This window comes from Arthrobacter sp. ov407, from assembly GCF_900102895.1.
GTDB lineage: Bacteria > Actinomycetota > Actinomycetes > Actinomycetales > Micrococcaceae > Arthrobacter.
Map to the genome: position 1 here is coordinate 87,639 of NZ_FNGD01000003.1, position 25,632 is coordinate 113,270.

26 protein-coding genes are annotated in these 25,632 nt (G+C 65.3%); 12 read left to right on the forward strand and 14 right to left on the reverse strand.

Annotated elements, in window-relative coordinates:
* Positions 1-46: 46 nt before the first annotated feature.
* The gene (locus BLS42_RS04915) at positions 47-349 is read left to right on the forward strand and encodes a hypothetical protein (RefSeq protein WP_090577381.1); all 303 of its coding nucleotides are present in this window, start codon (positions 47-49) and stop codon (positions 347-349) included.
* A 38-nt stretch (positions 350-387) separates the two neighbouring features.
* On the opposite strand, the gene BLS42_RS04920 is transcribed toward BLS42_RS04915, so the two are convergent.
* Both BLS42_RS04920 and BLS42_RS04925 read right to left on the reverse strand, forming a co-directional pair.
* Complete coding sequence (locus BLS42_RS04920; protein WP_371129512.1) at positions 388-2,079, reverse strand: alkaline phosphatase D family protein; 1,692 nt, start codon at positions 2,077-2,079, stop codon at positions 388-390.
* Positions 2,080-2,145: 66 nt separating this feature from the next.
* On the reverse strand, positions 2,146-2,916 hold the full coding sequence (locus BLS42_RS04925; protein ID WP_090577385.1) for a potassium channel family protein: 771 nt from the start codon (positions 2,914-2,916) through the stop codon (positions 2,146-2,148).
* Between the two features lie 316 nt (positions 2,917-3,232).
* On the opposite strand from BLS42_RS04925, the gene BLS42_RS04935 reads away from it, so the two are divergent.
* Both BLS42_RS04935 and BLS42_RS04940 read left to right on the forward strand, forming a co-directional pair.
* Positions 3,233-4,099: an MIP/aquaporin family protein gene (locus BLS42_RS04935; protein WP_090577392.1), complete on the forward strand. Its 867-nt coding sequence runs from the start codon at positions 3,233-3,235 to the stop codon at positions 4,097-4,099.
* A 61-nt stretch (positions 4,100-4,160) separates the two neighbouring features.
* Positions 4,161-6,062 (forward strand): primary-amine oxidase, encoded by a 1,902-nt coding sequence (locus BLS42_RS04940; protein ID WP_256336252.1) that lies wholly within the window; start codon positions 4,161-4,163, stop codon positions 6,060-6,062.
* Positions 6,063-6,130: 68 nt separating this feature from the next.
* Here BLS42_RS04940 and BLS42_RS04945 read toward each other — a convergent pair whose 3' ends face one another.
* Entirely contained in the window at positions 6,131-6,901 is a 771-nt protein-coding gene (locus tag BLS42_RS04945) for an alpha/beta fold hydrolase (protein ID WP_090577399.1), read from the reverse strand.
* Positions 6,902-7,126: 225 nt separating this feature from the next.
* Between BLS42_RS04945 and BLS42_RS04950 the strand changes: the two genes are divergently transcribed.
* Positions 7,127-8,332 carry an alanine racemase gene (locus tag BLS42_RS04950; RefSeq protein WP_256336253.1) on the forward strand — a complete coding sequence of 402 codons (1,206 nt, stop codon included), beginning with the start codon at positions 7,127-7,129 and terminating at the stop codon, positions 8,330-8,332.
* A gap of 19 nt (positions 8,333-8,351) precedes the next feature.
* Here the strand turns inward: BLS42_RS04950 and BLS42_RS04955 are convergent, their stop codons facing one another.
* The 6 genes from BLS42_RS04955 to pxpA all read right to left on the reverse strand — a co-directional run bounded on the left by BLS42_RS04955 (position 8,352) and on the right by pxpA (position 13,117).
* Positions 8,352-8,636 (reverse strand): hypothetical protein, encoded by a 285-nt coding sequence (locus BLS42_RS04955; protein WP_090577402.1) that lies wholly within the window; start codon positions 8,634-8,636, stop codon positions 8,352-8,354.
* A gap of 192 nt (positions 8,637-8,828) precedes the next feature.
* Positions 8,829-9,815: a 5-oxoprolinase subunit C family protein gene (locus BLS42_RS04960; RefSeq protein WP_090577405.1), complete on the reverse strand. Its 987-nt coding sequence runs from the start codon at positions 9,813-9,815 to the stop codon at positions 8,829-8,831.
* Positions 9,805-10,710 (reverse strand): 5-oxoprolinase subunit B family protein, encoded by a 906-nt coding sequence (locus tag BLS42_RS04965; RefSeq protein ID WP_090577407.1) that lies wholly within the window; start codon positions 10,708-10,710, stop codon positions 9,805-9,807. The genes BLS42_RS04960 and BLS42_RS04965 overlap by 11 nt, the downstream gene beginning before the upstream one ends.
* Complete coding sequence (locus tag BLS42_RS04970) at positions 10,707-12,059, reverse strand: acetyl-CoA carboxylase biotin carboxylase subunit (protein WP_090577410.1); 1,353 nt, start codon at positions 12,057-12,059, stop codon at positions 10,707-10,709. The genes BLS42_RS04965 and BLS42_RS04970 overlap by 4 nt, the downstream gene beginning before the upstream one ends.
* 2 nt (positions 12,060-12,061) lie before the next feature.
* Complete coding sequence (locus BLS42_RS04975; RefSeq protein ID WP_028276237.1) at positions 12,062-12,301, reverse strand: acetyl-CoA carboxylase; 240 nt, start codon at positions 12,299-12,301, stop codon at positions 12,062-12,064.
* A 36-nt stretch (positions 12,302-12,337) separates the two neighbouring features.
* Complete coding sequence (pxpA, locus tag BLS42_RS04980; protein ID WP_090577414.1) at positions 12,338-13,117, reverse strand: 5-oxoprolinase subunit PxpA; 780 nt, start codon at positions 13,115-13,117, stop codon at positions 12,338-12,340.
* 117 nt (positions 13,118-13,234) lie between these two features.
* On the opposite strand from pxpA, the gene BLS42_RS04985 reads away from it, so the two are divergent.
* The gene (locus tag BLS42_RS04985) at positions 13,235-14,680 is read left to right on the forward strand and encodes a PucR family transcriptional regulator (RefSeq protein ID WP_176803192.1); all 1,446 of its coding nucleotides are present in this window, start codon (positions 13,235-13,237) and stop codon (positions 14,678-14,680) included.
* A gap of 198 nt (positions 14,681-14,878) precedes the next feature.
* On the opposite strand, the gene BLS42_RS04990 is transcribed toward BLS42_RS04985, so the two are convergent.
* Positions 14,879-15,919, reverse strand: a complete 1,041-nt coding sequence (locus tag BLS42_RS04990; RefSeq protein ID WP_090577420.1) for a LacI family DNA-binding transcriptional regulator — start codon at positions 15,917-15,919, stop codon at positions 14,879-14,881.
* Positions 15,920-16,206: 287 nt separating this feature from the next.
* On the opposite strand from BLS42_RS04990, the gene BLS42_RS04995 reads away from it, so the two are divergent.
* The 6 genes from BLS42_RS04995 to BLS42_RS05020 all read left to right on the forward strand — a co-directional run bounded on the left by BLS42_RS04995 (position 16,207) and on the right by BLS42_RS05020 (position 21,466).
* The gene (locus BLS42_RS04995; protein ID WP_090577423.1) at positions 16,207-17,226 is read left to right on the forward strand and encodes an asparaginase; all 1,020 of its coding nucleotides are present in this window, start codon (positions 16,207-16,209) and stop codon (positions 17,224-17,226) included.
* 82 nt (positions 17,227-17,308) lie between these two features.
* The gene (locus tag BLS42_RS05000) at positions 17,309-18,196 is read left to right on the forward strand and encodes a polysaccharide deacetylase family protein (RefSeq protein ID WP_090577426.1); all 888 of its coding nucleotides are present in this window, start codon (positions 17,309-17,311) and stop codon (positions 18,194-18,196) included.
* Positions 18,196-19,584: an MFS transporter gene (locus BLS42_RS05005; RefSeq protein WP_090577429.1), complete on the forward strand. Its 1,389-nt coding sequence runs from the start codon at positions 18,196-18,198 to the stop codon at positions 19,582-19,584. The genes BLS42_RS05000 and BLS42_RS05005 overlap by 1 nt, the downstream gene beginning before the upstream one ends.
* Complete coding sequence (locus BLS42_RS05010) at positions 19,574-20,341, forward strand: SDR family NAD(P)-dependent oxidoreductase (protein WP_090577432.1); 768 nt, start codon at positions 19,574-19,576, stop codon at positions 20,339-20,341. Before BLS42_RS05005 ends, BLS42_RS05010 begins: the two co-directional genes overlap by 11 nt.
* A gap of 20 nt (positions 20,342-20,361) precedes the next feature.
* Positions 20,362-21,084, forward strand: coding sequence for an SDR family NAD(P)-dependent oxidoreductase (locus tag BLS42_RS05015; RefSeq protein WP_090577435.1), 723 nt, complete (start codon positions 20,362-20,364; stop codon positions 21,082-21,084).
* A 40-nt stretch (positions 21,085-21,124) separates the two neighbouring features.
* A complete protein-coding gene (locus BLS42_RS05020) occupies positions 21,125-21,466 on the forward strand; it encodes a hypothetical protein (protein WP_218122072.1) in 342 nt (113 codons plus the stop codon).
* 147 nt (positions 21,467-21,613) lie between these two features.
* Here BLS42_RS05020 and BLS42_RS05025 read toward each other — a convergent pair whose 3' ends face one another.
* Together BLS42_RS05025 and BLS42_RS05030 are read right to left on the reverse strand one after the other, a co-directional pair.
* Positions 21,614-22,279 (reverse strand): FMN-binding negative transcriptional regulator, encoded by a 666-nt coding sequence (locus tag BLS42_RS05025; protein WP_090577442.1) that lies wholly within the window; start codon positions 22,277-22,279, stop codon positions 21,614-21,616.
* Positions 22,280-22,376: 97 nt separating this feature from the next.
* On the reverse strand, positions 22,377-23,342 hold the full coding sequence (locus BLS42_RS05030; protein WP_090577445.1) for a DMT family transporter: 966 nt from the start codon (positions 23,340-23,342) through the stop codon (positions 22,377-22,379).
* Here BLS42_RS05030 and BLS42_RS05035 point away from each other — a divergent pair.
* The gene (locus BLS42_RS05035; protein ID WP_090577448.1) at positions 23,341-24,756 is read left to right on the forward strand and encodes an aminotransferase-like domain-containing protein; all 1,416 of its coding nucleotides are present in this window, start codon (positions 23,341-23,343) and stop codon (positions 24,754-24,756) included. The genes BLS42_RS05030 and BLS42_RS05035 overlap by 2 nt on opposite strands.
* A 27-nt stretch (positions 24,757-24,783) precedes the next feature.
* Here the strand turns inward: BLS42_RS05035 and BLS42_RS05040 are convergent, their stop codons facing one another.
* A complete protein-coding gene (locus tag BLS42_RS05040) occupies positions 24,784-25,188 on the reverse strand; it encodes a type II toxin-antitoxin system VapC family toxin (RefSeq protein WP_090577451.1) in 405 nt (134 codons plus the stop codon).
* Positions 25,189-25,196: 8 nt separating this feature from the next.
* Positions 25,197-25,535 (reverse strand): YnfA family protein, encoded by a 339-nt coding sequence (locus tag BLS42_RS05045; RefSeq protein WP_090577454.1) that lies wholly within the window; start codon positions 25,533-25,535, stop codon positions 25,197-25,199.
* Between the last annotated feature and the right edge of the window lie 97 nt (positions 25,536-25,632).

Genomic DNA, 25,632 nt, shown 5'->3' on the forward strand with positions numbered 1-25,632 from the left:
CCGGGCCTACAGTTGGGCGTGTAGAACCGTCGACAGGAGCGCCCCAGTGATTACCCTGCAGATCGAACACCAGGTCCGGGACTTTGACATGTGGCGGAGGGCTTTTGACAGTGATCCGCTGGACCGCGCCGCGTCGGGTGTGCGGTCATATCGAATCTCGCGCCCGCTCGACCAGCAAGACTATGTGATGCTGGAGATGGATTTCGATACGCAGGAGGCTGCGGTGGATTTCCTGGGCCGGCTGCAGAACGATACGTGGAAAACCGGAGTGACGGCGCCGGCGCTGGTCGGTGAGCCATCGACCAGAATCATCGAAACGGTCTCCATCGAGGACGTGGGCGCCGCCTGAGCCCGGCAGCGAGAATGCTTCCGCGATTGGCGCCAGGGTTAACGCCGCTGCTGCCCCTCGGCGGGGTCCTGGGCCGTCCGCGGAAATACCGTGAGGGAAGCGACCTGTTCCAGCCCGGGACGCAGGTGGTCGCCGCCGTCCACGACGCCGGTCTCCCACCATAGTTTCAACCCTTCCGGAACCACCTCCAGGTGGGCCAGGTTGTTTTGAAACCACGGGCCCCTAACGCCGGACCAGTGAAACGGCGGGTCCGGGACCTTTGCCGAGCGCGCAACCAAGGCGCCTACCGGCGTGGCCAGACCGTAGGACATGATGGCCGCGAAGGACCTCAGCAGTCTGGGCAGCGGGTTGCGGATGGGGGAGCAGACCGCCTGCATAATCCGGCTGCCCGAGGCACGGTCCACTTCCGCAACGTAGGAGTAGTGAACATCCCCGGACAGGAAGGTGATGGTTTCCGGCGCCGGGCCGCGTTTGCCATCGGCGACTTCACTCGCCATGGCCGCCATTTCCCGGAAGCTGTTTTGGAATGCTCCCCAGTGCTCCAGATCCAGCGCCTGCCGCAGCTTTTCGCCGGCCCGGGCGGCACGCTTTCCCCACGCACCTTCAGAGACGGCCTCATTCCACGACTCGACGTAGTGCAGGCCCATCGGCAACAGGAAAGGCAGTGACGTCGCCACGAGCACGTGGCGGAAGCCGCCACGCATCCGGCTATCGACCCAGGCCATTTCCGGCGCGTCAACGAGTGCCCGTTCGTCTGGCGTCAGGTCCCGGGCCGCGCGGGAGTCAACCACGATCAACCGGGTGTCCCCAAAATCGCGGCAGTAGCTCCAACGGTAGGATTTCGGGTCCCGATCAGCCCGATCCGCGAAGCTGTCAAGCTCCGCCCCCACGTCGATCTCATCCTGGCCGGCGTGCCCGACGATCCGCTGCCAGACAGCATCCTCCGCCCGTTCCTGCGGTGACAGATTCCCCAGATGCTGGTAGACCCAGTACGAGGCCAACCCCGCGACTATCCGCTCATGCCACCATGAGGTGGCTTCCATTTTCTTCTTCCAGCTCACTGAGGTATTCCAGTCGTCGCGGATGTCGTGGTCATCGAAGATCATGGCGCTGGGCAGGGTGGACAGCAGCCATCTGTTCGCGGGGTCCGACCAGGCCAGATAGTAAAGGTGGGCGTACTCCTCGTAGTCCTTGAGCTCTTCGCCGGGGGGTGCCTTGATGTCGCGTCGGGCGCGGATGAACTCCTGCATCTGCTCGCTGGTCAAATCGGCGTACACCTGGTCTCCGAGGAAGGCCACCAGATCCGGCCATGGCAGGTCACCGCCGGCGGCCATCCTCAGTGCGTAGGCGCGCAGTGAGTCGACGCCGTGGGTCCGGTTGCCGGACGCATCGTGCGGGACACTGGTCCTGCAGGAGCCGTAAGCCATCCGCAGCGGCTTGCCGGTGGCCAGGGTGGCGATCATGGACGGCGGGAACTCGGACGAGGGATCGGGCCAGACCTGTGTTCCGTCGACGTCGAGGGTGTAGGGCGTGACCGTGCCGGGCTCCAGTCCGTCCAATTCCACCAGAGCGTAGTGGTGACCGTGAACTGCGAACGTACGGGCGGCCCAGTCCCTGCCGCCGGCACGGATGGAAACCCGGGCGGCAGATTGGGTCTCCACCCAGACACTCGCCGACGTCTCATCCACGTACCGCACCATAGGGCCGAGCACCAGGGGGGAGGTGGTCATGAGTCAGTTGTACCCGCTCCGGCCGAATGCGGCCATGGCGTCACGGAAAAGACAGCATTGATGGCTCTAACGTGGTTCATCGCGGGCTTGTCCTTCGGCGGGGTTGCTGTCGGTTTCGCCCGGATCCCGGGCGAGCTGGTCATGGAGCCTATTGAGCTGGGCCGTGAGGCGGGCAAGCTCCTCGCTGCCAATAGGGTCGTCCGGCTTCGTTCGTTTATTGGTTGCGGCTGCCACGCTTTCAACAAGCCAGGAAGACAGTGCCGCGGTGACCATCCCCAAGGCGGCAAACCCGCCGACCATCAGCGCGGTCGCAGCCCAACGGCCCGGAACGGTTACGGGGTAATAGTCGCCGTAACCGATCGTTGTAATGGTGACAACCGCCCACCACAACGAGTCGCCCATCGTGGTGATATTCGCGTTCGGAGCGCCCCTTTCGAAATAGAGGACGCTCAGGGCCACGGTGTAGACCAGCAGGATGGCGGAGACAAGGACGTACGCCATGACGCGGCTTCGGATGGCAGTGCCCGGGGCCCGGTCCATGACTTGACGCAGCTTGAATGGGCGCAGGAGCCGCAATGGCCGCGCCACCGGGAACACCACCATGAACAGGTCCATGGGGTGGCGAATGAACCATCGGCCCGGCCGGGGCGCCAGGAGCAACTTCACGATGTAGTCGACCCCGAAGGCAAGCCACGTCGACCCCATGACGAATACCAGAACGGCGGCATAGGGGTCCGGCGGTTCGACAATGACCAGGACGGAGTAGGCCGCCAGAAAGATAAAAGCAGCACCGAGGAGCGGCCACTCGGAATACTTTTGCCAGGTTTCTTGCCTCATGGCTGAATGCTAGGACTTTGCGCCGCGGATGTCCGCACGAATATGCAGGCCGAGTCCCGACGTCTCAGTGCTTTCGGTGTGCTGTGCCTGGCGATTCTGCCCGTGTGGCTCATGGTGTACCACGCGCCGCAGATGCTGATCAGCCCTGAGCCGCCCCGGGTGTCGGACGGAACAAGCCCTGCCACCAGCCAGAGTCAACCCAGTAAGGACAACAGCGATGACAACTGACTTGGGCAGCGGTACATTGGGGTTCTGAGGTGGCGGACCGCGCTGGGACGGCAGACCACATGGCCAGAACCTTCGGAGGCTGACAGCCATGGCGGAAGATCAGGGCAAGCGCGGAACCGGACGCGGCAGTGCTCACGAGGACCAGGCGCATCGCCACTTCATCCCCAGCAGGCTGGGCACAGCGGAGCAGAACGTCCTGCAGCGAATTGAGGACTTCAATGATCCGCGCCAGGAATGGCGGCGCCTGGTCTCGGAGTTGTATGGCACCTTCCTGCTCGTGATTGTTGCGGCCGGTGGCGGAATGATGAGCCAGGCCTTTCCCGGCGCCATCAGCCGCACGGCGGCCGTGGTGGCGCCCGGCCTGATGGTAATGGCGATCATCCTGTTCATGGGCAAGATATCGGGTGCGCATCTGAATCCCGCCGTCAGCATCGCGTTCGCGCTCCGCGGCGACTTCCCGTGGCGTCGAGTCCCTGGCTACATCGTCGTTCAGCTCATCGGCGCGACGCTTGCCTGTCTTCTCCTGCAGGCCGTGATCGGCGTATCCGCGACCTACGGTTCGAACTACCCGGCGCAAGGCTATCCGGCGACCGCGGCGTTTTGGATGGAGGCGCTGCTCACGATGGTGCTGGTCAGCGTCATCCTGGGGACCGCCTCCGGAGCCCAGAATATCGGGATCCTCGGGGCGTTTGGCGTCGGCGGATATATTGCCTTGGCCGGCCTGTGGGGCAGTCCCATCTCTGGCACGTCGATGAATCCGGCACGAACGTTCGGGCCTGATCTCGCCAGCGGCAACTTCAACGACTACTGGGTGTATGTCGCCGGGCCGCTGGTCGGCGCAGCGGTCGCCGTCGGTCTCGCGTTCATTCTGCGCGGTCCGGGCGGCGGGATGTCAGGCTCAGGAGCAGCGCAGGGTGCCCTCTTCACTGAGGCCGCCGAGGAAGGGAAACCGTAGCGTCCCGGTTGGACCTCCGCTGAGGCCGATGTTCGAAGGCTGGCCCGAGAAGGAGATCGCCGTGAGAATTTCGGCCCAGTTTCATCCACTGGATCCGCTCAGTGCGGACGAGTTCCGTGCAGCGGCGGCCCTGCTCGCCAGCGAACAGGGCGTCACGTTTCCCGCGTGGCGGCTGGCAGCCATTGAGCTGATAGAACCGGACAAGGCCGCCATCAGCGCCTTCGAAACCGATGCTAGCGGGGCGGCTCCCGATCGGGTCGTCGGTGTGAACTGCTTCGAACGGTCCTCGAACATGACCTACCAGGCGCGGTTATCGCTGACCCGCGGTGTTGTCATCTCGTTCGCCCATGTCCCTGGCGTTCAGGCGAACGTCACCGTCGACGAGTGGGAAGAAGCTGACGCAGCGCTGCGCAGTGACCCGCGGGTGATAGCTGCGCTTGCCAAGCGCGGCATCACCGATTTGTCTCTGGTGTTCATGGACGTTTGGACCTATGGCCAGGCACTGATTCCGGAAAAATACCAGGGCCACCGGATCGGCTGGTCCGATACCTGGGTCCGTGCCCGTTCGGGCGCAAACCCGTATGCAGGGCCGGTCAACGGCTTCCACTGCGTCATTGACCTTGCCTCGATGGAGCTTCTGGATATCGAGGACACTTTTACGGTCGACCCTCCCGAGATCATGGGCGAGTATGTCCCGGCGCTGATCCCGGAACGACTCCGCAACGCAAGCACCCGTGAACCCCTGAAGCCGCTGGACATCGTCCAGTCAGAGGGCGTTTCCTTCCGTTTTGACGGCAACAGGATCAGCTGGCAGAACTGGTCCCTGCGAATCGGGTTCAACTATCGCGAAGGCCTCACCATCCACCGGGTCAGCTATCGGGACGGAGGCCGCGAGCGGCCCATCGCGAACCGCCTGTCCTTCGCCGAAATGGCCGTTCCCTACCGAGATCCCAGTGAGGACCATTACCGCCGCACCGCGTTCGACGTCGGCGAATGGGGTCTGGGATTCATGACGACATCGCTGGAAATGGGCTGCGATTGTCTCGGGGAAATCCGGTATTTGGACGCCGTCATGCACAATTCGGCGGGGGAGCCGCACACCATCAAGAACGCGATCTGCATCCACGAAGAGGACGCAGCAGTGTTGTGGAAGCACATCGACCACGATGGCGGCATGGAGGTGCGCCGGATGCGTCGACTGGTGATTTCATTCCATGTCACCGTGGCCAACTACGAATACCTGGCCTACTGGCGCTTCTATCAAGACGGGAACATCGAGTGCGAGGTTAGGGCCACGGGAATAATGGTGGTCACCCATTTCGGCGAGGGCCAGGAGCATCCGACCGGAACGCTTGTGGACAACCGGACCTACGCGCCCTTCCACCAACACTTCCTGGTGGCCCGGCTCGACCTGGACATCGACGGCACGGCCAACACGGTTTACCGCTCGGAAACTGAGATGGTTCCGATGGGTCCGGACAATCCGCACGGGCTCGCCCTGCATCAGAAAAAGACCCCCATTACCACCGAGGGGCATGACGACTATTCCTGGGAGACCCAGCGGGCCTGGACAGTGACGAACGACAATTCGGTCAACGGACTCGGGACCCCGGTGTCCTACAAGCTGGTGCCCGGCGCAGCGTTCCCCTCGTTCTTCGACCCGGCATCCCCGGTTTTCCAGCGCGCAGAGGTCATTGGGCACACGGTATGGGTAACACCTAACGATGCCAAGGAACGATGGCCGGCCGGGGAGTTCGTGAACCAAGGAACGGGCGGACTGGGAATGCCCGAGTGGGTGCGACAGGGCCGGTCCGTGGAAAACACCGACGTTGTCCTTTGGTACGTCTTCGGCATTCACCACATCACGCGTCCGGAGGACTGGCCGATAATGCCGGTGGACACTGTCGCGTTCTGGCTCAAGCCGGTGGGCTTCTTCGACCGGAACCCGTCGCTGGACGTTTAGGCGGCCCCGTCCAAGGAGTGCTCTTTACACCGATCCTGGATGGGGCGCGCATCCAGGGTCGCCAGTGCTCAGCCGGTAAGGAATTCCTCGGTCACCCGCCCGAGCTCGTCCGGATGCGTCCAGATGAGCGCGTGGTCGGCCGCGTCGATTATGACCAGGAGCGATCCGGGGATACCGTTGTGGAGCATTTTCGCCTGATGGATCGGTACCGCCTGATCGTTCGCAGCGGCGATGACTAGCGTCGGGCAGGCGATCTCGGCCAGCCGGCGCCTGCTGTCGAACGCCATCGCAGCCTTCCACGCGGACGCCATCGCCCTGGCGTCCTGGCCCGCCATGAGCCCGGTGAGCCAGTCGGTGCGTTCATTGCCCAGTCGTGGAGCGGCCTGTGCGGATATCAGCTTTGACAGCCGGCGCATCCCGAGGACCTGCAGCGCCGGCGGCAGGACGTGGCCTTCAACCCACTCCCGCCCCGTGGCCATGTTGAAGGCGTAGGTGCACACGAGCACGAGGCGGTCGCATCGCGTGGGATAGTCCAGCACCAGCTGTTGGGCGATGGCACCGCCATGCGAGTAACCAAGCACGTCCGTGGAATCGATGGCGAGATAGTCGAGCAAGCGCGCCAGATCAGCTGCCAGCAGCGTGGCCGTGTAGGGCGGCGGAAGGCCCCGGCTTTGCCCGTGGCCGCGCAGATCCGGAATGATCAGGCGATGCCGGGCAGAGAGACGCTCGACCACGGGGTCGAACATCTCGCCGGTGACCATCAGCCCGTGCACGAGCAGCAGGGGCCTACCCGATCCGCGCTCGGTGAAGTGAATTAGGCCTGAAGATGGGGAGCTCATGTCACTAGCGCAGTGTCCTCCCCGGACTTGTGTGCGAGCCCGGCCCGTTCGCGGGCTCAGGGCGCCGCCGAAACCGCGGGCTCATGGCCCGAGTGTTACACCGCCTCTGCTTCTCAGGCAACTGGCCAATGCCGCCGGAGGCACGACGCCCAAGTAGATTGGCAGAGTGTCGAAGCAACTAGTGTCGATGCAGATATTTTTGGGACCGAAGAATCGGGGAGTGGCGTGAGCAAGCTGATTGAGAGCCAGGGCGGAGCCGATGGAGACTTCGCGGCAAAGATTGTCCGGGGTCCGGCGTATCCGCAGCTGCGGCTGGACAGCGATGCCCTCGACAACAATATCCGGGTCATGGCGGAGTGGTGCCGGAAGCGGGGCGTGGAGCTCGCCCCGCACGTAAAGACAACGATGTCGGCACCGATCATCGAGCGGCAGCTGGCTGCCGGCGCCGTCCGCGTAACCGTCGCCACCGTGGATCAAGTCGCCTCAGCACTGGCTTGGGGACATGACCGCGTTCTCGTGGCCAATGAGATCGTCGACAGGTTCGGACTCACCCGTGTCCGCACGTGGCTGGAGGAAGACCCCGGACGGGAAATCCGTTGCTTCGTCGATTCGGCAGCCGGGGTCAAGACGGCGGGCGAAGTTTTCGACGGCGGGACGGTCGCCCTGGAGGTGCTCATCGATGTCGGCACACCCGGCGGCCGCTCGGGGGTACGCAGCCTGGATGAGGGTGTGCTGCTCGCTGAGCTGGTCCGGACAACGCCGGGTCTGAGGCTGGTGGGCGTCGCCGGATACGAAGGAGTCGTGCCCAACAGTAGGGCAGAGGATACGGTCACCGCAGTTGACCGACACTGCCGACTGGTGCGTGACGTGTATCTGGAAGCGGCGAAGTTCTTTGAGACCGCCACTCCCATCTATTCAATGGGTGGCTCGGCGTTCCCGGACCGAGTCGTCGAGTTCCTTCCCGACCGCGGCCAGGTGCCCCGAACGCGGATTATTCTCCGATCAGGGTGCTACGTCACCCACGATCACGGCACCTATGCCGCAGTCAGCCCCGTTCCGGGACTCATTCCGGCGATTTCCGTTCGCGCTGTCGTCCTGTCCACCCCTGAAGAGGGGATGGCTGTGGTCGGTGCAGGCAAACGGGATCTTCCGTACGACGCCGGCCTGCCCACCTTCCTGTCGGCCCGGACGGAGGCAGGTACCGAAAAGAAGGACGCAGCCGCAGAGGTGCGAAATCTCTTCGACCATCACGCAGTCCTTACCGGGGTCGCCGGACTGGATGTCACCGATACGGTGGATTTCGGGCTATCCCATCCCTGCTCCGCGTTCGACCGCTGGCCCGAATACGTCCTCACCGACCGGGACGGGCGCGACATTGACGTGTGGCACACCGACTTCCGCCGATCGTCCCTGGGGACGACTGATTCTTGACCGTCACTCCTTCTGGCCCTCAATCCTTGAGGTGCCGGGTCAGCACTTCGAATTCCTCGACGCCCAGGATCTGCATGTGCTGCTCCGCGCTGGTCTCGGCGCGGATCTTGCCGGCAGCCTGCTCGCTGCCGGCAAGGGCGTCCGCGTCCTCCCACAATGTGATGGACAGTGACTTGTTGTCCTTCCCAGACAAGTAGTAGATGCCCAGGCATCCCGGCAGCTCGAGCACCCGGTTCACGGTGTCATCTGAGGGTGCCCCGGTGCTGTCCGGGCCGGGGTGGTACGTGCTGACGCGAGCGAACATGACTGTCCTCCTAGATCCAGGTCCGACGATTGGAGCGCCTGCCGCCCAAGCCGTTGAACCGGGAGCTGGATCCTCGGGATTTCGCGTCCTGGTGGCGGGCGGCCAGGTCTCCTCACACCAGTAAGGACCCGTCGTCGCAGAAGCACAAGGCTCCTGGTTCGGGGCCATCCGCCGGAGCCTGCCGGTCGGCTGCTAGCTGCCGGCGCCGATGGCCGTCCGGGCGTTCCTCTTGAGCTCGGCGAGTTCCTTACGCGCCACCAGGGCCTCGTCCAGGCTGATTGCCACGAACCTGGTGGACGTGCCGGGGGCGGCGCGGGCCACCAGATCCATGTCGGCGCTGATGACCGTGCCCACCATGGCGTAACCGCCGCCCGAGACGGCATCGCGGTGCAGGATGATCGGCTGGGTGCCGCCGGGAATCTGGATGGACCCGACAGCGTATCCGGCATCCACAATGTTCGACGGGTCGGAGCCGGCACCGAATGGCTGTTCCCGCTCTTTCCACTGCACTCCGGGACCCGAGTACCTCAGCCCCATCCGGTCAGCCACCGGGGTCACCTTCCACTCGCTGTGGAGGAGACTTTCCAGTCCCTCGTCCGTGAGCCGGTGGTCGTACAGGCCCAGGACGATCCGGACGGCCTGTTCCTTGGCGAATACGGGACGGAATTCCTCCGGAACTGTGTCGGCGTCGGGAAGGGCTCCGCCGTTGAGCGGGGCGCCCACCGGAACCTGGTCACCGGCCTCCAGCTTGCGGCCTTGGAACCCGCCGATCGCGCCCAGGCTGTAGGTGGACCGGCTGCCGAGCACCTCGGGAACATCCATGCCGCCCTGGACCGCGATGTAGTAGCGCGTGCCGCCCCGGATGACCCCGAAGCTGAGTTCGTCGCCTGCGGTCAGCTGCAGCCGGGTCCACTGGGGCCGGGTTTCACCGTTGACCTTGACGTCCACAGGTGCCCCGGTGACGGCGACGACGGCATCCTGGTCAGTGGTCAGCACCGGGCCCAGGTACGTGCATTCGAGGACGGCCTCCTTGGCGGTGTTGCCCACCAGGGCATTGCCGAGTTCGGCCGAGTATTGGTCCATGGAACCGCTCTGCGGGATGCCCACGTTGTAGTGGCCGGTGCGTCCCTGGTCCTGGACCGTGGTCGCCAGTCCGGGGTTCTTGATGTCAAACGCCATTGAGGGCCTCCATGAGTTCCTGGTTGTAGCCTTCGGGATCCGCCAGCGCCTTGGACAGATCAAATGTCACGGGCACCTGCCGGTAGCGGAACGTCCCGGCGGAGATCTCGGCCTGGATGGTGTTGTAGTCGGCCTCGGTGACCGGCTTGAACTTCACGATGTCGCCCGGCTTGAAGAACACCATGAAGTCCTCGAAATCGGCCAGGGACTGGGCCGGATCGAAGATGGGCGCGGCGGCGACCCCGAACATCTGGTAGCCGCCGGCACCCCGCACGGAGTAGATGCAGCCGAAACAGCCGCCGTGGCCCACGGTCAGTTTGGGGGTATCGGTGCGGGGACTCAAATACTTGGGGACTTCGAGTTGTTTTTCCCGATCCACCAGCTGGAAGAGGAACGGCAGGCCGGCGACGAAGCCAACCATGGAGACAAGCCACGGTTGCTCATGGTGGCGCTGGATGAATTCTGCGGCATCCTTGAGGTTGTTGACCTTGGCTGCGTAGTCAATGTCGGTGCCGCCGGGCTCCTGATGGAATCCTTCGCGGAATCGTTCGGCCACCTCCGCCGTGAACGGGTCCTCGTACCAGACCGGGACTTCGATGATCCGGGTTTCCAGCGAATGTTCGTGATGCTGCGTCAGATCCCCTTCAATGGTCCGGACGGTCTCTTCAAGGGTCGACGGCGGCAGGACGTCGGGATCGAACCTCACCAGCAGCGAGGCGTTGGCGGGACAGACGTCCACGATGCCGGGCCGCTGCATGGCCGAAAGCTTCGCGGCGATGGACATCACCCTGAAATTGGCGGCCAGGCTCATGGACTCCGAGACCTCAACGAACAGGAATTCGTCTCCGCCCCAGGTGTAACGGGCCTCCAATACGGCGGGTTCCGGGCTGCTCATTGTGCCTCCATCAGATCGGGGACGGTTTCAAGGAATTTCGAGTGGTGGGTGACGGCCGCAAATTCGGGCCGGCTCAGCAGCTTCTTGTGCACCGGGATGGTGGTTTTGACCCCTTCGATGCGGGTCTCATCCAGGGCCGTCAGCATCGCCTCAATGGCCAATTCGCGGGTGTCTGCATGCACAATCAGCTTGGCCATCAGGGAGTCGTAGTACGGAGTGACCGTGGAACCGGCCTCCACCCCGGTGTCCACCCTGATGCCTGCCCCCGCGGGCCAGTCCATGGCCGTGATGAGGCCAGGGCTGGGGAAGAAGTGGTGGTCAGGGTCCTCGGCATTGATACGGCATTCGATGGCATGGCCATTGAATGCGATGTCATCCTGGCGGAGGGACATCGCCCCGGTGAACGCGATCTGCAGCTGTTCGCGGATAAGATCGACCCCCGTGATTTGCTCGGTGATCGGGTGCTCAACCTGGATACGTGTGTTCATTTCGATGAACGCGGCTTCATGGTTGACCGGGTCATAGAGGAATTCGACCGTTCCGGCGCCGCTGTAGCCGCACTCGCGGGCGAGTTCCACGGAGGATTCCAGGATCCTCTGGCGGACGTGGTCCGGGAGATCCGGTGCCGGTGCTTCTTCAATGACCTTCTGGGAGCGCCGCTGCATGGAGCAGTCGCGGTCGCCGAGGTGGATGAAGTTTGTGCCGTCGCCGAGGACCTGTACCTCCACGTGACGGGCATGCTGCACAAAGCGTTCCAGGTAAACGGTGGGATCGCCGAAGACCGCAGCCGCTTCGCCGCGCGTCTGCTCAATGGATCCCAGAAGCTCGCCTTCGCTGTGCACAAAGCGGATGCCCCGACCGCCGCCGCCAGCGGAGGCCTTGATCACGAGCGGGTAGCCGATGCCACGGGCGATTTCTACGGCGTCGGCCGCCGGATCGAGGGGGCCGTCCGAGCCACGGAGCACGGGGACGCCAGCCTTACGGGCCGATTCCCGCGCCAAGGACTTGTTGCCCATCATCGCGATGGCGTCCGCACGGGGCCCCACCCAGATCAGGCCAGCATCAGCGACCTTCCGGGCGAAGTCCGCATTCTCGGAGAGGAACCCGTAGCCCGGATGGACGGCATCGCAGCCGTTGTCCACGGCCGCGGCGACGATGGCGTCCTGGTTCAGGTAGCTGGCGGTGGCAGGCGCCGGACCCACCACGACGACGTGGTCAGCGGACCGGGCAGCCAAGGATTCGACGTCGGCTTCGCTGGCCACCACGAATGTCTCGATGTCCATTTCGCGAGCGGTCCGGGCGATGCGCACGGCGATCTCGCCGCGGTTGGCGATGAGTAGTTTCTTCATGGCTATCCTTCCCGGACGACGACGATTGCATCGCCTGGGTTGACCATGTCGCCCTCGTTGACCTCAAACGACTCCAGGGTCCCGGCCACATCGGACTGGATTTCGGTGAACTGCTTCATGATTTCGATAATGCCGAGGGTCTGTCCGACCTCGATGGCGTCGCCTTCATTTGCGAAAGGCGGCTTGCCAGGGCCGGGCTTGCGATAGAAGACGCCGGGGAGCGGGGAAACGATGGTTGCCACGGGATGCTCTCTTTCAGATGGTTTGGATAGATCGGTTCAGCCCAGGACCGCACGCACTGCGGTGGCCACTGCAACAGAATTGGGTGCGTCGGAGTGGACGCAGATGCTTCGGAATCGGATGTCCAGCTCGGTGCCGTCAACAGCGAGGACGGGCTTCCCGGCCAGTGCCCTGCTGACACGCTCGGCGGCGGCGTCGGGATCGGTGGGCGCCGGGCGGCGCTGGATCAACAACTCACCGGCCGGACCGTAGTTGAGGTCAACATAGAGTTCGGGCACGAAGTCCACCCCCATGGCCCGGCACACACTTTCGTGGGCGGTTCCCGCGAGCCCGAAAAACGGAACGCCGAACTGCAAGGCTGTGCCAGCGGCGGCCTGCATCAGTTCCTCGTCGCCGGCCAGCATGCCGTAGAGGGAACCGTGGGGTTTGATGTGGTTCAGTTCCAGCCCGTGCTTTGCCAGGAACGCCGTAAGGGCTCCGGTCTGATACAGGATGATCGACTCAACCTCGGCCGGGGTGAGAACCATTCGGCGGCGTCCGAACCCCACAATGTCCGGCAGGCCGGGGTGCGCTCCGACCGCCACGCCGTGCTCTGCAGCCATCGCCACGGTCCGTTCCATGACGTCGGGATCGCCGGCGTGATACCCACAGGCCACGTTGGCGACGTCGATGATGCGCATGAGTGCTTCGTCGTTGCCGAACTCGTGGAGGCCAAGGCCTTCGCCCATATCGGAGTTCAAGAGCACACGCCCTGAATCGTGGGGAGAGGTGCGGGGAGAGGTGTCAGCAGAAGTGTCGGGAGTCACATTGGTATGCATGGGTGCAACGCTACTCAGCAATTCATGCGCCCGATATTGTGCAGGTCGCTGAATCTGCGGGCATCAATTATGGTTATTGCACTGTCCGGCGGGAGTCCGCCGTAGTTGGAGGGTTCCGTGCGAATTTCAGATTTAGCCGACGACGCCGATCTCAACATCCGACTTCGTGTTGCGGGCGGCGAAGGCCGACTGGCCCGGCCTATCACCTGGTGCGCCCCCACCGAACACATGGACCCCACGCCCTTCCTTAGCGTGAATGCCCTGGTGCTGACCAACGGCATGGGCCTGAACGTCAAGGACTTCAGGATCTGGGACGCCTACGTGGAACGGCTGATGTCCGTCCCTGTCTCCGGGCTGGCGTTCGGCTTGGGCGCGGCGCACAGCGAGCTGCCGGCCGGGTTGCTCCGGGCCTGCGAGGACCGCGGCCTGCCGCTGCTGGAGCTCCCGCCGCAGGTGCCCTTCGTGCTGGTCATGCGGCACGTGGAGCGGGTCATCGCCACCGAACGTTATGACGAGCTGCGGAAGGGCTGGGAACTGGCCGACGAATGCACCCGGTTGGCGGCCGACGGGCATTCCCTGGCGGAGGTTTTGGCGAGGGTAGCGGACGCCATCAATGCGAGAGTGGCCGTGATCGACCAGAACGCCTTCGAGCTTGTTTCCGCGGGCGCGGCTCACGGCGGGACCGCGCGGACCGCGCTGCGCCTGCCCAGCGGCGAGTCCGAGCAGTTCAGGCTTGCCATCGAGGGGATCGGGAGCAACATTGTGCTGCAGCCTATTCTGGGCCCCGTCGCTGCCGTCATCGCCATGCAGCTGAGCTATACCCTCGGGTCGCATTCGCCCCTGCATTCCCGGGAAGCCGCACGCTTCATGGAGGCCCTCTATGAGGACCGCGGCGAGCCGTCCGCGCCGCTGCGCCGCTACGCCCTCGAATCCGGGTTCGATCCTGACAGCGACTGGGGTGCAGTGCTCATCGGAAGCTCAGAAGAGGTGGCCCCGGCAAAGCTGCGCGCCATCGCATGGCGCGCCCGGGTGGGGCTGCAGGCCGGGTTCGGCACGGTGCGGTTCATGGAAGAAGCCGGGCTCACGACTCTTTTGCTGCAGCACCGGCACGCGGCGGCCGACTTGCTGGATGCCGCGCGGGAGTTCTTTACGGACGCCCCGGAACTGTCCGTTATCGTCTCGGAATCCGCGGGCCTCAGCGAACTGCCGCTGGCGCTTCAGCTTGCCCGCCGTCAACTGGGACGGCCCGGCGTGCACCAGGCGCCGCTGGCCGATCTCGCCGGCATTGTGCAGGGATTGCCCAGCCCGGGGCTGGTGGCAATGTGCCAGCGGCTGCTGGCCCCCTTGGCCTCCGACGGCGGCAGTTCGCTGCGGGAGACCTTCGACGCGTACCTGCGCCACAGCGGGAACTCCACGAAGATCTGCGACGAGCTCTTCATCCATCGGAATACGCTCAGCTACCGGCTGCGGAAAATCGAGGACCTGCTCAAGCTGGACCTGTCCGATGGCGAAGTCCGCGCCACGTGCATGCTCGCCCTCGGGATTGTTGCGGCCGCCCGCTAAGGCGAATGTGCAGATTGCACGAAAAGTAGCCTCAATCTTGGGCGAAATTCCGATGTGACGCTGTGAGGCGGATCACTAATCTCAACTCATGGGCTTGGAGCCTGCACGGTTGGACCACTGATTGACGGACCGCGCGGGCCCGTATGGCCTTCCGATTCGACTCGTTGATTCGACTGACTGGAGGATCCCCTTGCCGTGTCAAACCGAGGTCACGAAGTCGCTGCTTTCTCGCACGCACAGGACCGGCTTCAGCCTGACGGATTCGACCTCCCGGCCGTCCAGCACGCGCTTGAGGAGCTGTACCGCCGTCCGCCCGATATCCAACATGGGCGAGCGGACCGAGGATAGCGGGATGGGAAGTTCCGCGGCAAGGGAGGTGTCATTGAAGCCAACCACCGCCACGTCGCGGCCGACGCCGAGGCCATGGGACCGCAGGGCTCCCATGGCGCCGATGGCCGCGAAGTCGTTGACGGCGAACAGTGCAGTCGGGCGGGGGTTGCAGTGAGCCAGGATGGTCTCGGCCGCTTCCCGTCCACCGGCCGTATCGAAGCGGGACCACACCACGGCGTTCCGGGGAATCTTCCCGCCCAGCGCACGCCAGCGGTCCACGAAGCCGGCCGTCCGGTCGACGGCCGTGCTGGCATAGGGCTCGCCGGCGATCACGGCGACGTTCCGGTGCCCCATGCTCCACAGGTGGTCGGCCACAAGCTCGCCGCCAAGGACGTCGTCGCACGTGGCCGACGGGAAGCCTGGGACGCGGCGGTTCATGAGCACGAACGGCACCTTCCGGGCGGCCAGCTCCTGCAACAGGCCGCTGTCCAGGTGTGCGTCGCCGATGATCAGCCCGTCCACGCGTCGGGCCAGCATGGAGTCCGTCTTGCGGCGCTGTTCCTCAGGGTCGTCGCGCGAGTTCATGACAAACGTGGAATAGCCGAGGTCCGCCGCGGCCTCGTCGATGCCCTCGTACATGATCGCCAGAACGAGGTCCGAAAGCCGGGGAACGATCACACCCATGAGATGCGTGCGCCGCGTCCGCAGGCCGGCGGCCTGCGGATCGGGGGAGTACCCGCGTTTCCGCGCCAGCTCGCGCACGCGTTCGGCTGTAGCCACGGAGGCTGCCCCGCGTGCCACCTCGGAGCCCGAGTGCAGGATTCTGGACACGGTCGATGGGTGGATGCCGAGCTCGCTCGCGAGATCCTTCAGCGTGACTGTGCGGCCATCGGCCGTGGTCTCTTCCATTCATTCCCCTGCCTTAGCTCAGAAGGTCGTCATTACCAAGAGTGCCTGATGAGGCGCGGATCTCAGGTCCAGGCACCCTTGACGTGTCGCACCTCACATTCTATAGTCAGTTCAACGACTTACCCAAACGATTGGGTAACCGAAATCCCGGCGGTCGGCGGCGAAGTGTTTACCCCCTTGAAACTTCCGGGAGCATCTGCAAGAAACATGGCAGGGATAACTTTTAGCCAACAACCCAATCGATTGGGTCAGCATCTGGAAACAGCTGCAGAACAAGCGGAGTAGAAATGACAGTCACAGATTTGGTTGGTCCCCACGTCGTGCTGCTGGCCACGGGGGGAACCATTTCTTCCCGTGCGTCCGAGGCCGGGGGAGCCGCCGTGGCGTCTGACACGGGGGAGCAGGTGTTCGCCAGCCTAGGGGTGCCAGCGGCCCATCCGGTCCGCGTGGTCGATGTTTTCCGGAAGGGTTCGTACCTGCTGACAGTCGACGACATGATCGCAATCTGCGCCAAGATCCGGCAAGCCCTGGCCAACCCGCAGGTTCTGGGCGTTGTGGTCACCCACGGTACGGACACGATGGAGGAAACGGCCTATCTCGTTGACCTCACCCACGACGATCCCCGCCCGGTCGTGTTCACCGGCGCGCAGCGGGCGGCCGACGCCGACTCACCGGACGGTCCCGGCAATTTGTCCCGCGCCATCGCCGTCGCCGGTTCTCCGCAGGCGCGGGGAGTTGGGGTGCTAGTGGCGTTTGCCGGGACCATCTTCCCGGCGGCCGGAGTGCGCAAGCGCCACACCACGAGCCTCGATGCGTTCGCCAACCCGGACTTCGGAACCGCCGGATCGGTGTCCGAATCCGGCGAGGTCGAGATCCAGGCGGCGCGGAGCGGCCTTGCCCCGTTGCCGCTGCCAGAGGTGGACGCCGGTTCGCCGCGCGTGGACCTTATCGCTGCCTACCCCGGAGCGGACTCCACGCTCCTGCGGGCCTGCGTCCAGGCCGGGGCGGCAGGGATCGTGCTCCAGGGGACGGGAACGGGGAACGCCAACCGCGCGCTCTGCCGGGAGGTCGCCGACGCAACGGCGACCGGCGTCGTCGTGGTGACAAGCACCCGCGTGGAAGCCGGCGCCGTAGTGCCCGTGTACGGCGACGGCGGCGGCGAGGATCTGCGCGCTGCCGGTGCCATCCCCGCCGGGCTGCTCAGGCCATCCCAATCGCTGGTCCTGCTGAGCCTTCTGCTCAGGCTCGGCACTCCCGCCGCCGGGATTGCGGAGACCTTCGCCCGGAGGGGCACGCTCCCTGACTAGTTCCGGCCCAAATGCAAGCCTGACCAACAAACCTCAACAAAAGCCAAACCTCAACAAAAATGCGCAGTGAAAGGTTGATCTCATGACTAAGGACATCCAAGTCGCGTTCGGCGTCGACGTGGACGCAGTTGCCGGAATGCTCGGCTCCTACGGGGGCGAGGACTCGCCCTGCGATATCTCCCGCGGCTTGTTCAGCGGCGAGGTCGGCGGCCCGCGGCTCATCCGGCTCTTCGAGAAATACAGCCTGCCCGCCACCTGGTTCGTGCCGGGCCACTCGATCGAGACCTTCCCGGACCTGACGCGGATGATCGTCGACGCCGGGCACGAAATCGGCGTGCACGGGTACTCGCATGAAAACCCCATCGCCATGACCCGCGAGCAGGAGACCGCCATCCTGGACCGCTCGATCGAACTCATCGAGAAAGTCTCCGGCCGACGGCCCACGGGCTACGTTGCTCCCTGGTGGGAATTTTCCCCGGTCACCAACGAGATCCTGCTCGAACGCGGGATCAAATATGACCACTCCCTGATGCACAAGGATTTCGAGCCCTACTACGTCCGGGTCGGCGACAGCTGGAAGAAGATCGACTACACCAAGGGCGCCGAGACCTGGATGGAGCCGCTGGTCAGAGGCACGGAAACGGACCTCGTCGAGATCCCCGCCAACTGGTACCTGGACGACCTCCCTCCCATGATGTTCATCAAGGCGGCCCCAAACTCCCACGGATTCGTCAGCCCCCGGGACATCGAACAAATGTGGCGCGACCAGTTCGACTGGGTGTACCGGGAAATGGATCAGGCCGCCTTCACCATGACCATCCACCCGGACGTCTCGGGCCGCCCCCAGGTCCTGCTCATGCTTGAGCGCCTCATCGAACACATCAACTCCCACGAGGGCGTCAGCTGGCTGACGTTCGACCAGATCGCGGACTCCTTCCTCGCACGCAGCCCCCGAAAGGAAAACCAGTAATGACCATCCAGCAGCCCGCCGTTGATCTGACGCAACCCGCGCCGGACGAAAAACGCCGCTTCCCGGTATTCTCTAAGCACCACACAACCGTCGCCACCGTCTTGGCGCTATGTGCCTGGACGGTCGCCGTATTCGACTTCGGACTTTTCGGCACCCTCCTGCCGGCCATGCAGCAGGAATTCGGCTGGACCGCGACCGAAGCCTACGCAATCAACACCTGGATCGCCGTCGGCACCGCGATCGTCTGCTTCGGAATCGGCCCCGTCATTGACCGGCTCGGCCGCCGCAAGGGCATGATGACCACTGTCGGCGGAACCGCCGTTGTCTCCGGCCTGACAGCCCTGATCCCAACCGGAATCCCGTTCCTCAGCAACGGCCTGTTGATTCTGGTCCGTTCCTTCGGCGGGCTCGGATTCTCCGAGCAGGCCGTCAACGCGACCTACATGAACGAGGTCTACCAGGTCACCGAAGTCGCGGACAAGCGCAAGCGCCCCGGCTTCCACTACTCCTTCATCCAGGGCGGCTGGCCGCTGGGCTTCCTGCTCGCCAGCGCCCTCGCCCTGATCTTCCTTCCGTCCCTTGGCTGGCGCGCACTGTACCTGATGGCGACTGTTCCGGCAGTAATCATCGTGTGGCTCATTTCCAAGAAACTGAAGGAGACGCCGCAGTTCGAACTGCACCACAAGCTGACCCAACTAGAGAAGAGCGGCAAGCCCGAGGATGCCCATTCCCTGGCCCATGCATTCGGCGTCGAGCACTCCTCCGCGGCCCCGCTCAAGCGTATCTGGGAGCCGCACCTGCGCCGGAACACGATCGTCTTCTCGCTGGCCTGGATCTTCAACTTCTTCGGCATCCTGATCTTCAGCATTCTCGGCAGCTCAGTCCTGAAGAACGCCAAGGGTGTGGAACTTTCGGATGCCTTCTGGATGTTGATCGTCATCAACGGGCTGGCGTACTTCGGCTACGTCTTCCACGGGTGGCTCGGTGACAAGATCGGCCGGAAGCGGACCATCATCGGCGGCTGGATTCTCTCCGGAATTTCGTTCACCATCATGCTCAGCCCCTTCGTCACGGACCCCTTCCTGATCATCGTGACCTACGGCGCCGGACTGTTCTTCCTGGTCGGACCGTATGCCGCGATCCAGTACTTCATGGCCGAGTGCTACCCCGTCAGCTGCCGTGCCACCGGCACAGCCTTCATCGGCGCAATGAGCCAGCCCGGCACCATTCTCGGCGGTTTCCTGTTCACGCTGGCAGCCGCCAGCGCAGGAACCGGCGCTGCAGCCCTGTGGGTGGGCGCTGCCGGAACGCTGTTCTCCGGCCTCCTGATGATCGCCGCGAAGCCGCCGGCCGAGGCCCTGCTTGAGGATCACCCCCATGACGTCTGAGAACAGGGTAGCCGTCATCACAGGTGCGGCCAGCGGCATTGGACGGGCCCTCGCGGTCCACTACGCCCACCGCGGCGTGCATTCGGTGATCGGTACCTTTCCCGGTGACCCGCACGACCCGGAGGAAACCCTTCGCCTGGTGAAAGCCGCCGGCGGCCAGGGGGTCATCCAGGAAGTGGACGTCCGAAGTACCCCGTCCGTCGACGCCTTCGCCGAACGCGCCGTGCGGGAGTACGGCCGCCTGGACTACGCGGTGGCCAACGCCGGGATCCTGCGCAACTCACCCCTGGAGGAGATGACCGATGAGCGTTGGCACGAAATGCTGGATGTCGACCTCACCGGCGTGATGCGGACCCTGCGCGCCGGGTCCGCGAAGATGACCGACGGCGGAGCGATGGTTGCCGTGTCCTCTATTGCCGGCGGCGTTTACGGGTGGGAGGAACACGCCCACTACGCGGCCGCCAAGGCCGGAATCATCGGGCTGATCCGCAGTGTGGCCGCGGAGTTGGGGCCGCGCGGCATCCGCGCCAATACCGTAATCCCCGGACTGATCGAAACCCCGCAGTCCCTGGATCCGGTGAACTCCCTCGGGCCCGAGGGCCTGCAGCGCGCCGGTCTGGAAATCCCCTGGGGCCGCGTCGGACGGCCCGAAGAGGTGGCCAGCGTGGTCGGCTTCCTGACCTCCGATGACGCTGTCTACGTCACGGGCCAGTCCCTGATCGTCGACGGCGGCCTCACCATCAAGATGCGTGCCTGAAAAGCCCCGGAAGGACAAGCATGAATAACCCGGACGCCTCCCGCAACACGGAGAGCCGCGCCGTTGTGGTCACGGGCGGAGCGAGCGGCATCGGCAAGGCCATCGCCGAAGCCTTCACCGCCAACGGCGACAGAGTCGCCGTCCTGGACCGGTCGGGCGCGGCGGGAAGCATCGCCGTCGACGTCTCAGACGAAGCGAGCGTGAAGGCGGCCTTCGCCGCCGCACGGTCCCAGCTCGGCAGCATCGACATTCTCGTGAACAGCGCCGGCCTGCTGACGGAATCGCCGCTGGAAGACATGACCCTTGCCATGTGGAATGAGACGATTGCCGTGGACCTGACGGGTGTCTTCCTCTGCTGCCGGGAGGTGGTGGGGGAGATGCGGCACCAGAAGTGGGGCCGCATCATCAACATCGCCTCCCAGCTGGCCATCAAGGGAGGCACCGGGCTCAGCCACTACAGTGCCGCCAAAGCCGGAGTCGTGGGGCTGACCAAGGCCCTGGCCCTGGAAACCGCCGCCGACAACGTGCTGGTCAACAGCATCGCCCCGGGTCCCATCGAAACGCCCCTGGTTGACGGCATATCCGAGGAGTGGAAGGCGGCGAAGCGTGCTGGGCTGCCCCTGCTGCGCTTCGGGCTCGCGGCCGAGGTGGCCCCGACTGCATTGCTTCTCGCCAGCGATCCGGGCGGCAACCTGTATGTCGGGCAGACACTCGGGCCCAATTCCGGCGACGTCATGCCCTAGGAGGGACGATCACATGTGCGGTGCCTGCGGTCGAAGTGTGGTGAGCGATCCCGTCTTGGGCTCGACCAGGACGCTGCGGCAGCATCTGATCGTCGCCCAAACGATCAACGAGGCCTGCCATTCCTGGCCGGGAGCCCCAAAAGTGGCCGCGACCCGCAGCGGCTGGCTGGTCGCGGGACCGAAGGGAGCCACAGAAGCCGTGTCGACTGTGGAAGCGCTGTGGTCGACTGTCCTGCGGGGCAGGCCGGGCGTGCGGCGGCAGGACCTGCGTGCCGCCGAGGACCTGGACGCGGGGGAACCGGACCCGGGGGAGTTGGCGCGCCGGGTGATGAACCTCGGCCACGAGATGGCACAGGATTCCGCTACGGAAACGGACACGTGACACGCCAAAGGTCAGGCGCTACGGGTATCCCCGTAGCGCCTGACCTTTTCCGCGGCGCCGGCCCGAATTCGTAGCGAAAACCTTGCGAAAACGGCCTGGCTAGGAGCACTGAGAGTGTGTTCCGGCGGTGGCCAGCCGGCGCCCGGATTAGGAAGCGGGCCCGGCCGGAGCCTCGGAGTGCGGGCATCCTGCCTGGGCTCGCGCGTTCTCGACGTCGGCGGCGCTTTGCATTTGCCCGCGGGCCCGCAGCCCGGCCACGACACCGTCAATGTCGGCGTCGGGCCGGTTCTGGCTCAGCTTGTGCTTCGCCTCGATCCGGGTGATGAGGAGTTCGATGCCGACGATCGCGCGCAGCTGTCCGGCAATGTAGCGCTCGGGGGCGTCGTCGACCGTCCACGGCCGCTCGGAGCCGGCTTCATTGTGATCACTCAGCCGTCGCACATGGCTGGCGAGCCAGGCCGGGTCGTCGTGGATGACTAGGGTGCCGTACACGTGGGCCGTGGAATAGTTCCAGGTCGGAACGACGCGTCCGTGCTCTGCCTTGGACGCGTACCACGACGGCGAAATGTAGGCGTCGGCGCCCTGGATGATGGCAAGCGATTCGCCGGCGGCAGGTTCGGACCACTGCGGATTGTTGCGGGCGAGGTGCCCATACAAGGCACCGTGTTCACCGGACGTCGGGTCGAAGACGAAAGGCATGAGCGTGGCGAGGATGCCGTTCGCCGTTGCGGTGATCAGGTTGGCGGCGGCCGGGCGGCTCAACAGTTGCTGGACGGAATCGGGGCCGGCAGCGAAATGTGCGGGGATGTACACGGGGATCTTCCATTCGGATCGCGGATCGGACACGGGCTGCGGAGTGTGGGCGTGGGTGCGGAGACCCGGCCAGGGGGCCGGAGGAACGGAGGTGAGGTCAGCGGGACTGTTGCGCCGTCACCTCTGCCATCTCCTTGGCCCTCGGCGGGCCGGAGCGGGAGCGGACGGCCAGGCCGGCACAGAAAACCACCGCGGCGCCGCCGATGATGGTGGTCCAGGTCAGCTCCTCGCCCAGTATGAGCCCGGCCCAGCAGATGCTCAGCACAGGCTGGACGAGCTGGATCTGGCTGACCTGCGCCATAGGGCCGATGGCCAGGCCGTGGTACCAGGCGAAGAAGCCGAAAAACATGCTCACGATCCCAAGGTACGCGAAGGCCGCCCATTGCACAGGAGTGGCGGATGGCGGCTGCCCGGCCATGGAGAAGGCCGCCATGCCCACCATCAGGGGAGATGCGAGGACAAGTGCCCAGGAGACGGTCTGCCAGGCGCCGAGTTCGCGGGCCAGCTTGCCACCTTCGGCGTAGCCGATCGCCGCTGACACGACGGCGCCGAAGAGCAGCAGGTCCGCCAGTTGCAGTTGACCGATGCCGCCGGACTGCGCGGACGCGAAGCCGATGGCCGCCACCGCTCCGACGCCGGTGATGGCCCAAAAAGTGATGGACGGGCGTTCGTGGCCGCGCAGGACTGCCATCGTCGCGGTCGCAGCCGGGAGTAGCGCGATGACGACGGCGCCGTGGCTGGCGGGAACGGAGGCGAGGGCGAAGGACGTCAGCAGCGGGAAGCCGACCACCACTCCGCCGGCGACGACGGCGACGCGCGCCCACTGGGCGCCGCGGGGCGGACGCTGCCGGGTCAGAGCCAGGGCGCATGCGGCGAGGATGGCGGCGACAACGGCCCGGCCTGACCCGATGAACAACGGAGACAGCCCGGCGACCGCCACCCGGGTGAACGGAACCGTGAAGGAGAAGGCCGCGACGCCGAGCAGTCCCCACGATAATCCGGTTGCCGGCCGGGATGATATCGGTTGGTCAATAATCGTAGTAGCGCTACTATTGTCTCTCATGAATAACGATAGCACCTCGCAAATGCTGACTCGGCTCCGGAAGTGGATTTCAGCTGCCGCGCCCGGCGCCCGGCTGCCGTCCACGCGGTCCCTGGTTGCCGAGTACCAGGCCAGTCCCGTGACTGTGCAGAAGGTGCTCCGCACGCTTGCCGCGCAGGGTCTGATCGAGAGCCGCCCGGGCGTCGGAACCTTTGTGCGGTCCGTCCGGACCGCCCGGCCGGCGGACTACGGCTGGCAAACGGCGGCGTTGGGCTCGCCGCAGGGGCCGCTCCGGCCCGTCTCGGCGGCGATGCGCAGCGCGCCGAACGATGTTATTGCGTTCCACTCGGGCTATCCGGACCGGGAACTCCTGCCTGAGCGTCTGGTGCGAGCGGCCCTGACCCGGGCGGCCCGCAGCGAGGCGGCAATATCGTGTCCGCCCGTCGCGGGGCTGCCTGACCTGCAGTCCTGGTTTGCGCACGAACTCCGGGATGCCACCCCGGCCGGGGTCGCGCCGCCAACGCCGAGCGACGTGATTGTGCTGCCCGGGAGCCAGAGCGGGCTCAGTTCCGTGTTCCGGGCGCTGGTTGGCAGCGGGCAGCCGCTGCTGGTGGAATCCCCGACGTACTGGGGCGCTATCCTGGCGGCGACGCAGGCCGGCGTCCGGGTTGTTCCGGTGCCGAGCGGCCCCGAGGGCCCGGACCCTGACGCGCTGGCTCGTGCCTTTGACGAGACCGGCGCGCGGGTGTTCTATGCGCAGCCGAACTACGCAAACCCCACCGGCGCTCAGTGGCCGGCCCGCCTGGGCGAGCAGGTGCTGGAGGTGGTGCGCGCCCACGGGGCGTTCCTCGTTGAGGACGACTGGGCGCATGATTTCGGCATCACCACCGACGCCTTGCCCGTGGCCGCCCGTGACGATTCCGGCCACGTAGTCTACGTTCGCTCGCTGACCAAGAGCGTGTCGCCGGGCATACGCATCGCTGCGGTGATCGCCCGCGGCCCGGCGCGTGAGCGCATCCTGGCCGCCCGGGGAGCCGAGTCGATGTATGTCAGCGGTGTTCTCCAGGCGGCCGCCCTCGACGTCGTGACGCAACCGGGGTGGCAGACCCACCTGCGCGGACTGCGCCACCAGCTTCAGGCCCGACGGGACCTGCTGGTCAGCAGCCTGCGGGAGCTTGCTCCGATGGCCCACGTTGAGCATGTGCCCAGGGGTGGACTGAACCTCTGGGCGCGCCTTCCAGACGGGACCGACGTCGACCAGCTCGTCCGCGACTGCGAGGCTGCCGGCGTCATCATCGCGGCCGGCACCGAGTGGTTCCCGGCCGAGCCGGCGGGGCCGTTCATTCGACTCAACTACGCCGGAGCCAACCCGGGGGCGTTCCGGGAGGGCGCGCGGATCCTTGGCGAGGTGCTTGAGCGCACGGCCGGCCGGTAAGGCGGAGCCCCGGGTGCTTCACGGTGGCTACTCCAGGGCGAGCAGAGCTTGGGGTTCCGCGATCGTCACCAGTTCCTGCACTGCCATGGCCAGTCCGGCATCGAGCGTCACAAATGCGTCTGCCTGAAGCTGGGTCAGGGCCACGTATTCCGCGTCGAGGGTGTCTTCCCATCCAAGCTGCTCGGCGAGCCGCCACGCGGCGCGCTGCAGGACACGGTCGCCGAGGAGCCGGATGCGAAGGCCACGCAGGTAGTCGAGCTGACGGTCGGCGTCGGCCTGCGTCAGCTCGCAGCGCCGGACCGACTGGTACAGGAGCGAGAGCACCTGAGAGCGAAGGAGCGTCGGCGCCACCAGCTGGTGTTCGTCGGCGATCGCCGCCCCGCCGCGGGCGAGATAGAGGGCCACATCCGGACCAATCACGAAGCGGGTCATTGTCACCTTCAGCCGGCGTCGCGGGGGACGAACATGATGACGGCGACGCCGAACAGGCAGATCACCGTACCCAGGACGTCCCATCGGTCGGGCCTAAAGCCGTCGAAGATCATGCCCCAAGCCACGGAGCCGGCCACGAATACGCCGCCGTAAGCGGCGAGGATGCGTCCGAAGTGGGCGTCCGGCTGGAGCGTCGCGGCAAAGCCGTAGATACCCAGCGCCGCGACCCCCAGCCCGGCCCACCACCAGTCCCGCCCCTCACGGACGGACTGCCATACGAGCCAGGCCCCGCCGATTTCAGCGGCCGCGGCCAGGACGAAGAGCATGATCGTTTTCGCGATAGTCACGTCTTCATGATGGCACTGCCTTGCTGATGGCAGCGTCGCCATGCTGGCGCAGTCTCCTCGTTTGGACTGCGCCCTCGTCAAGTCCGCAGCTCGGTCC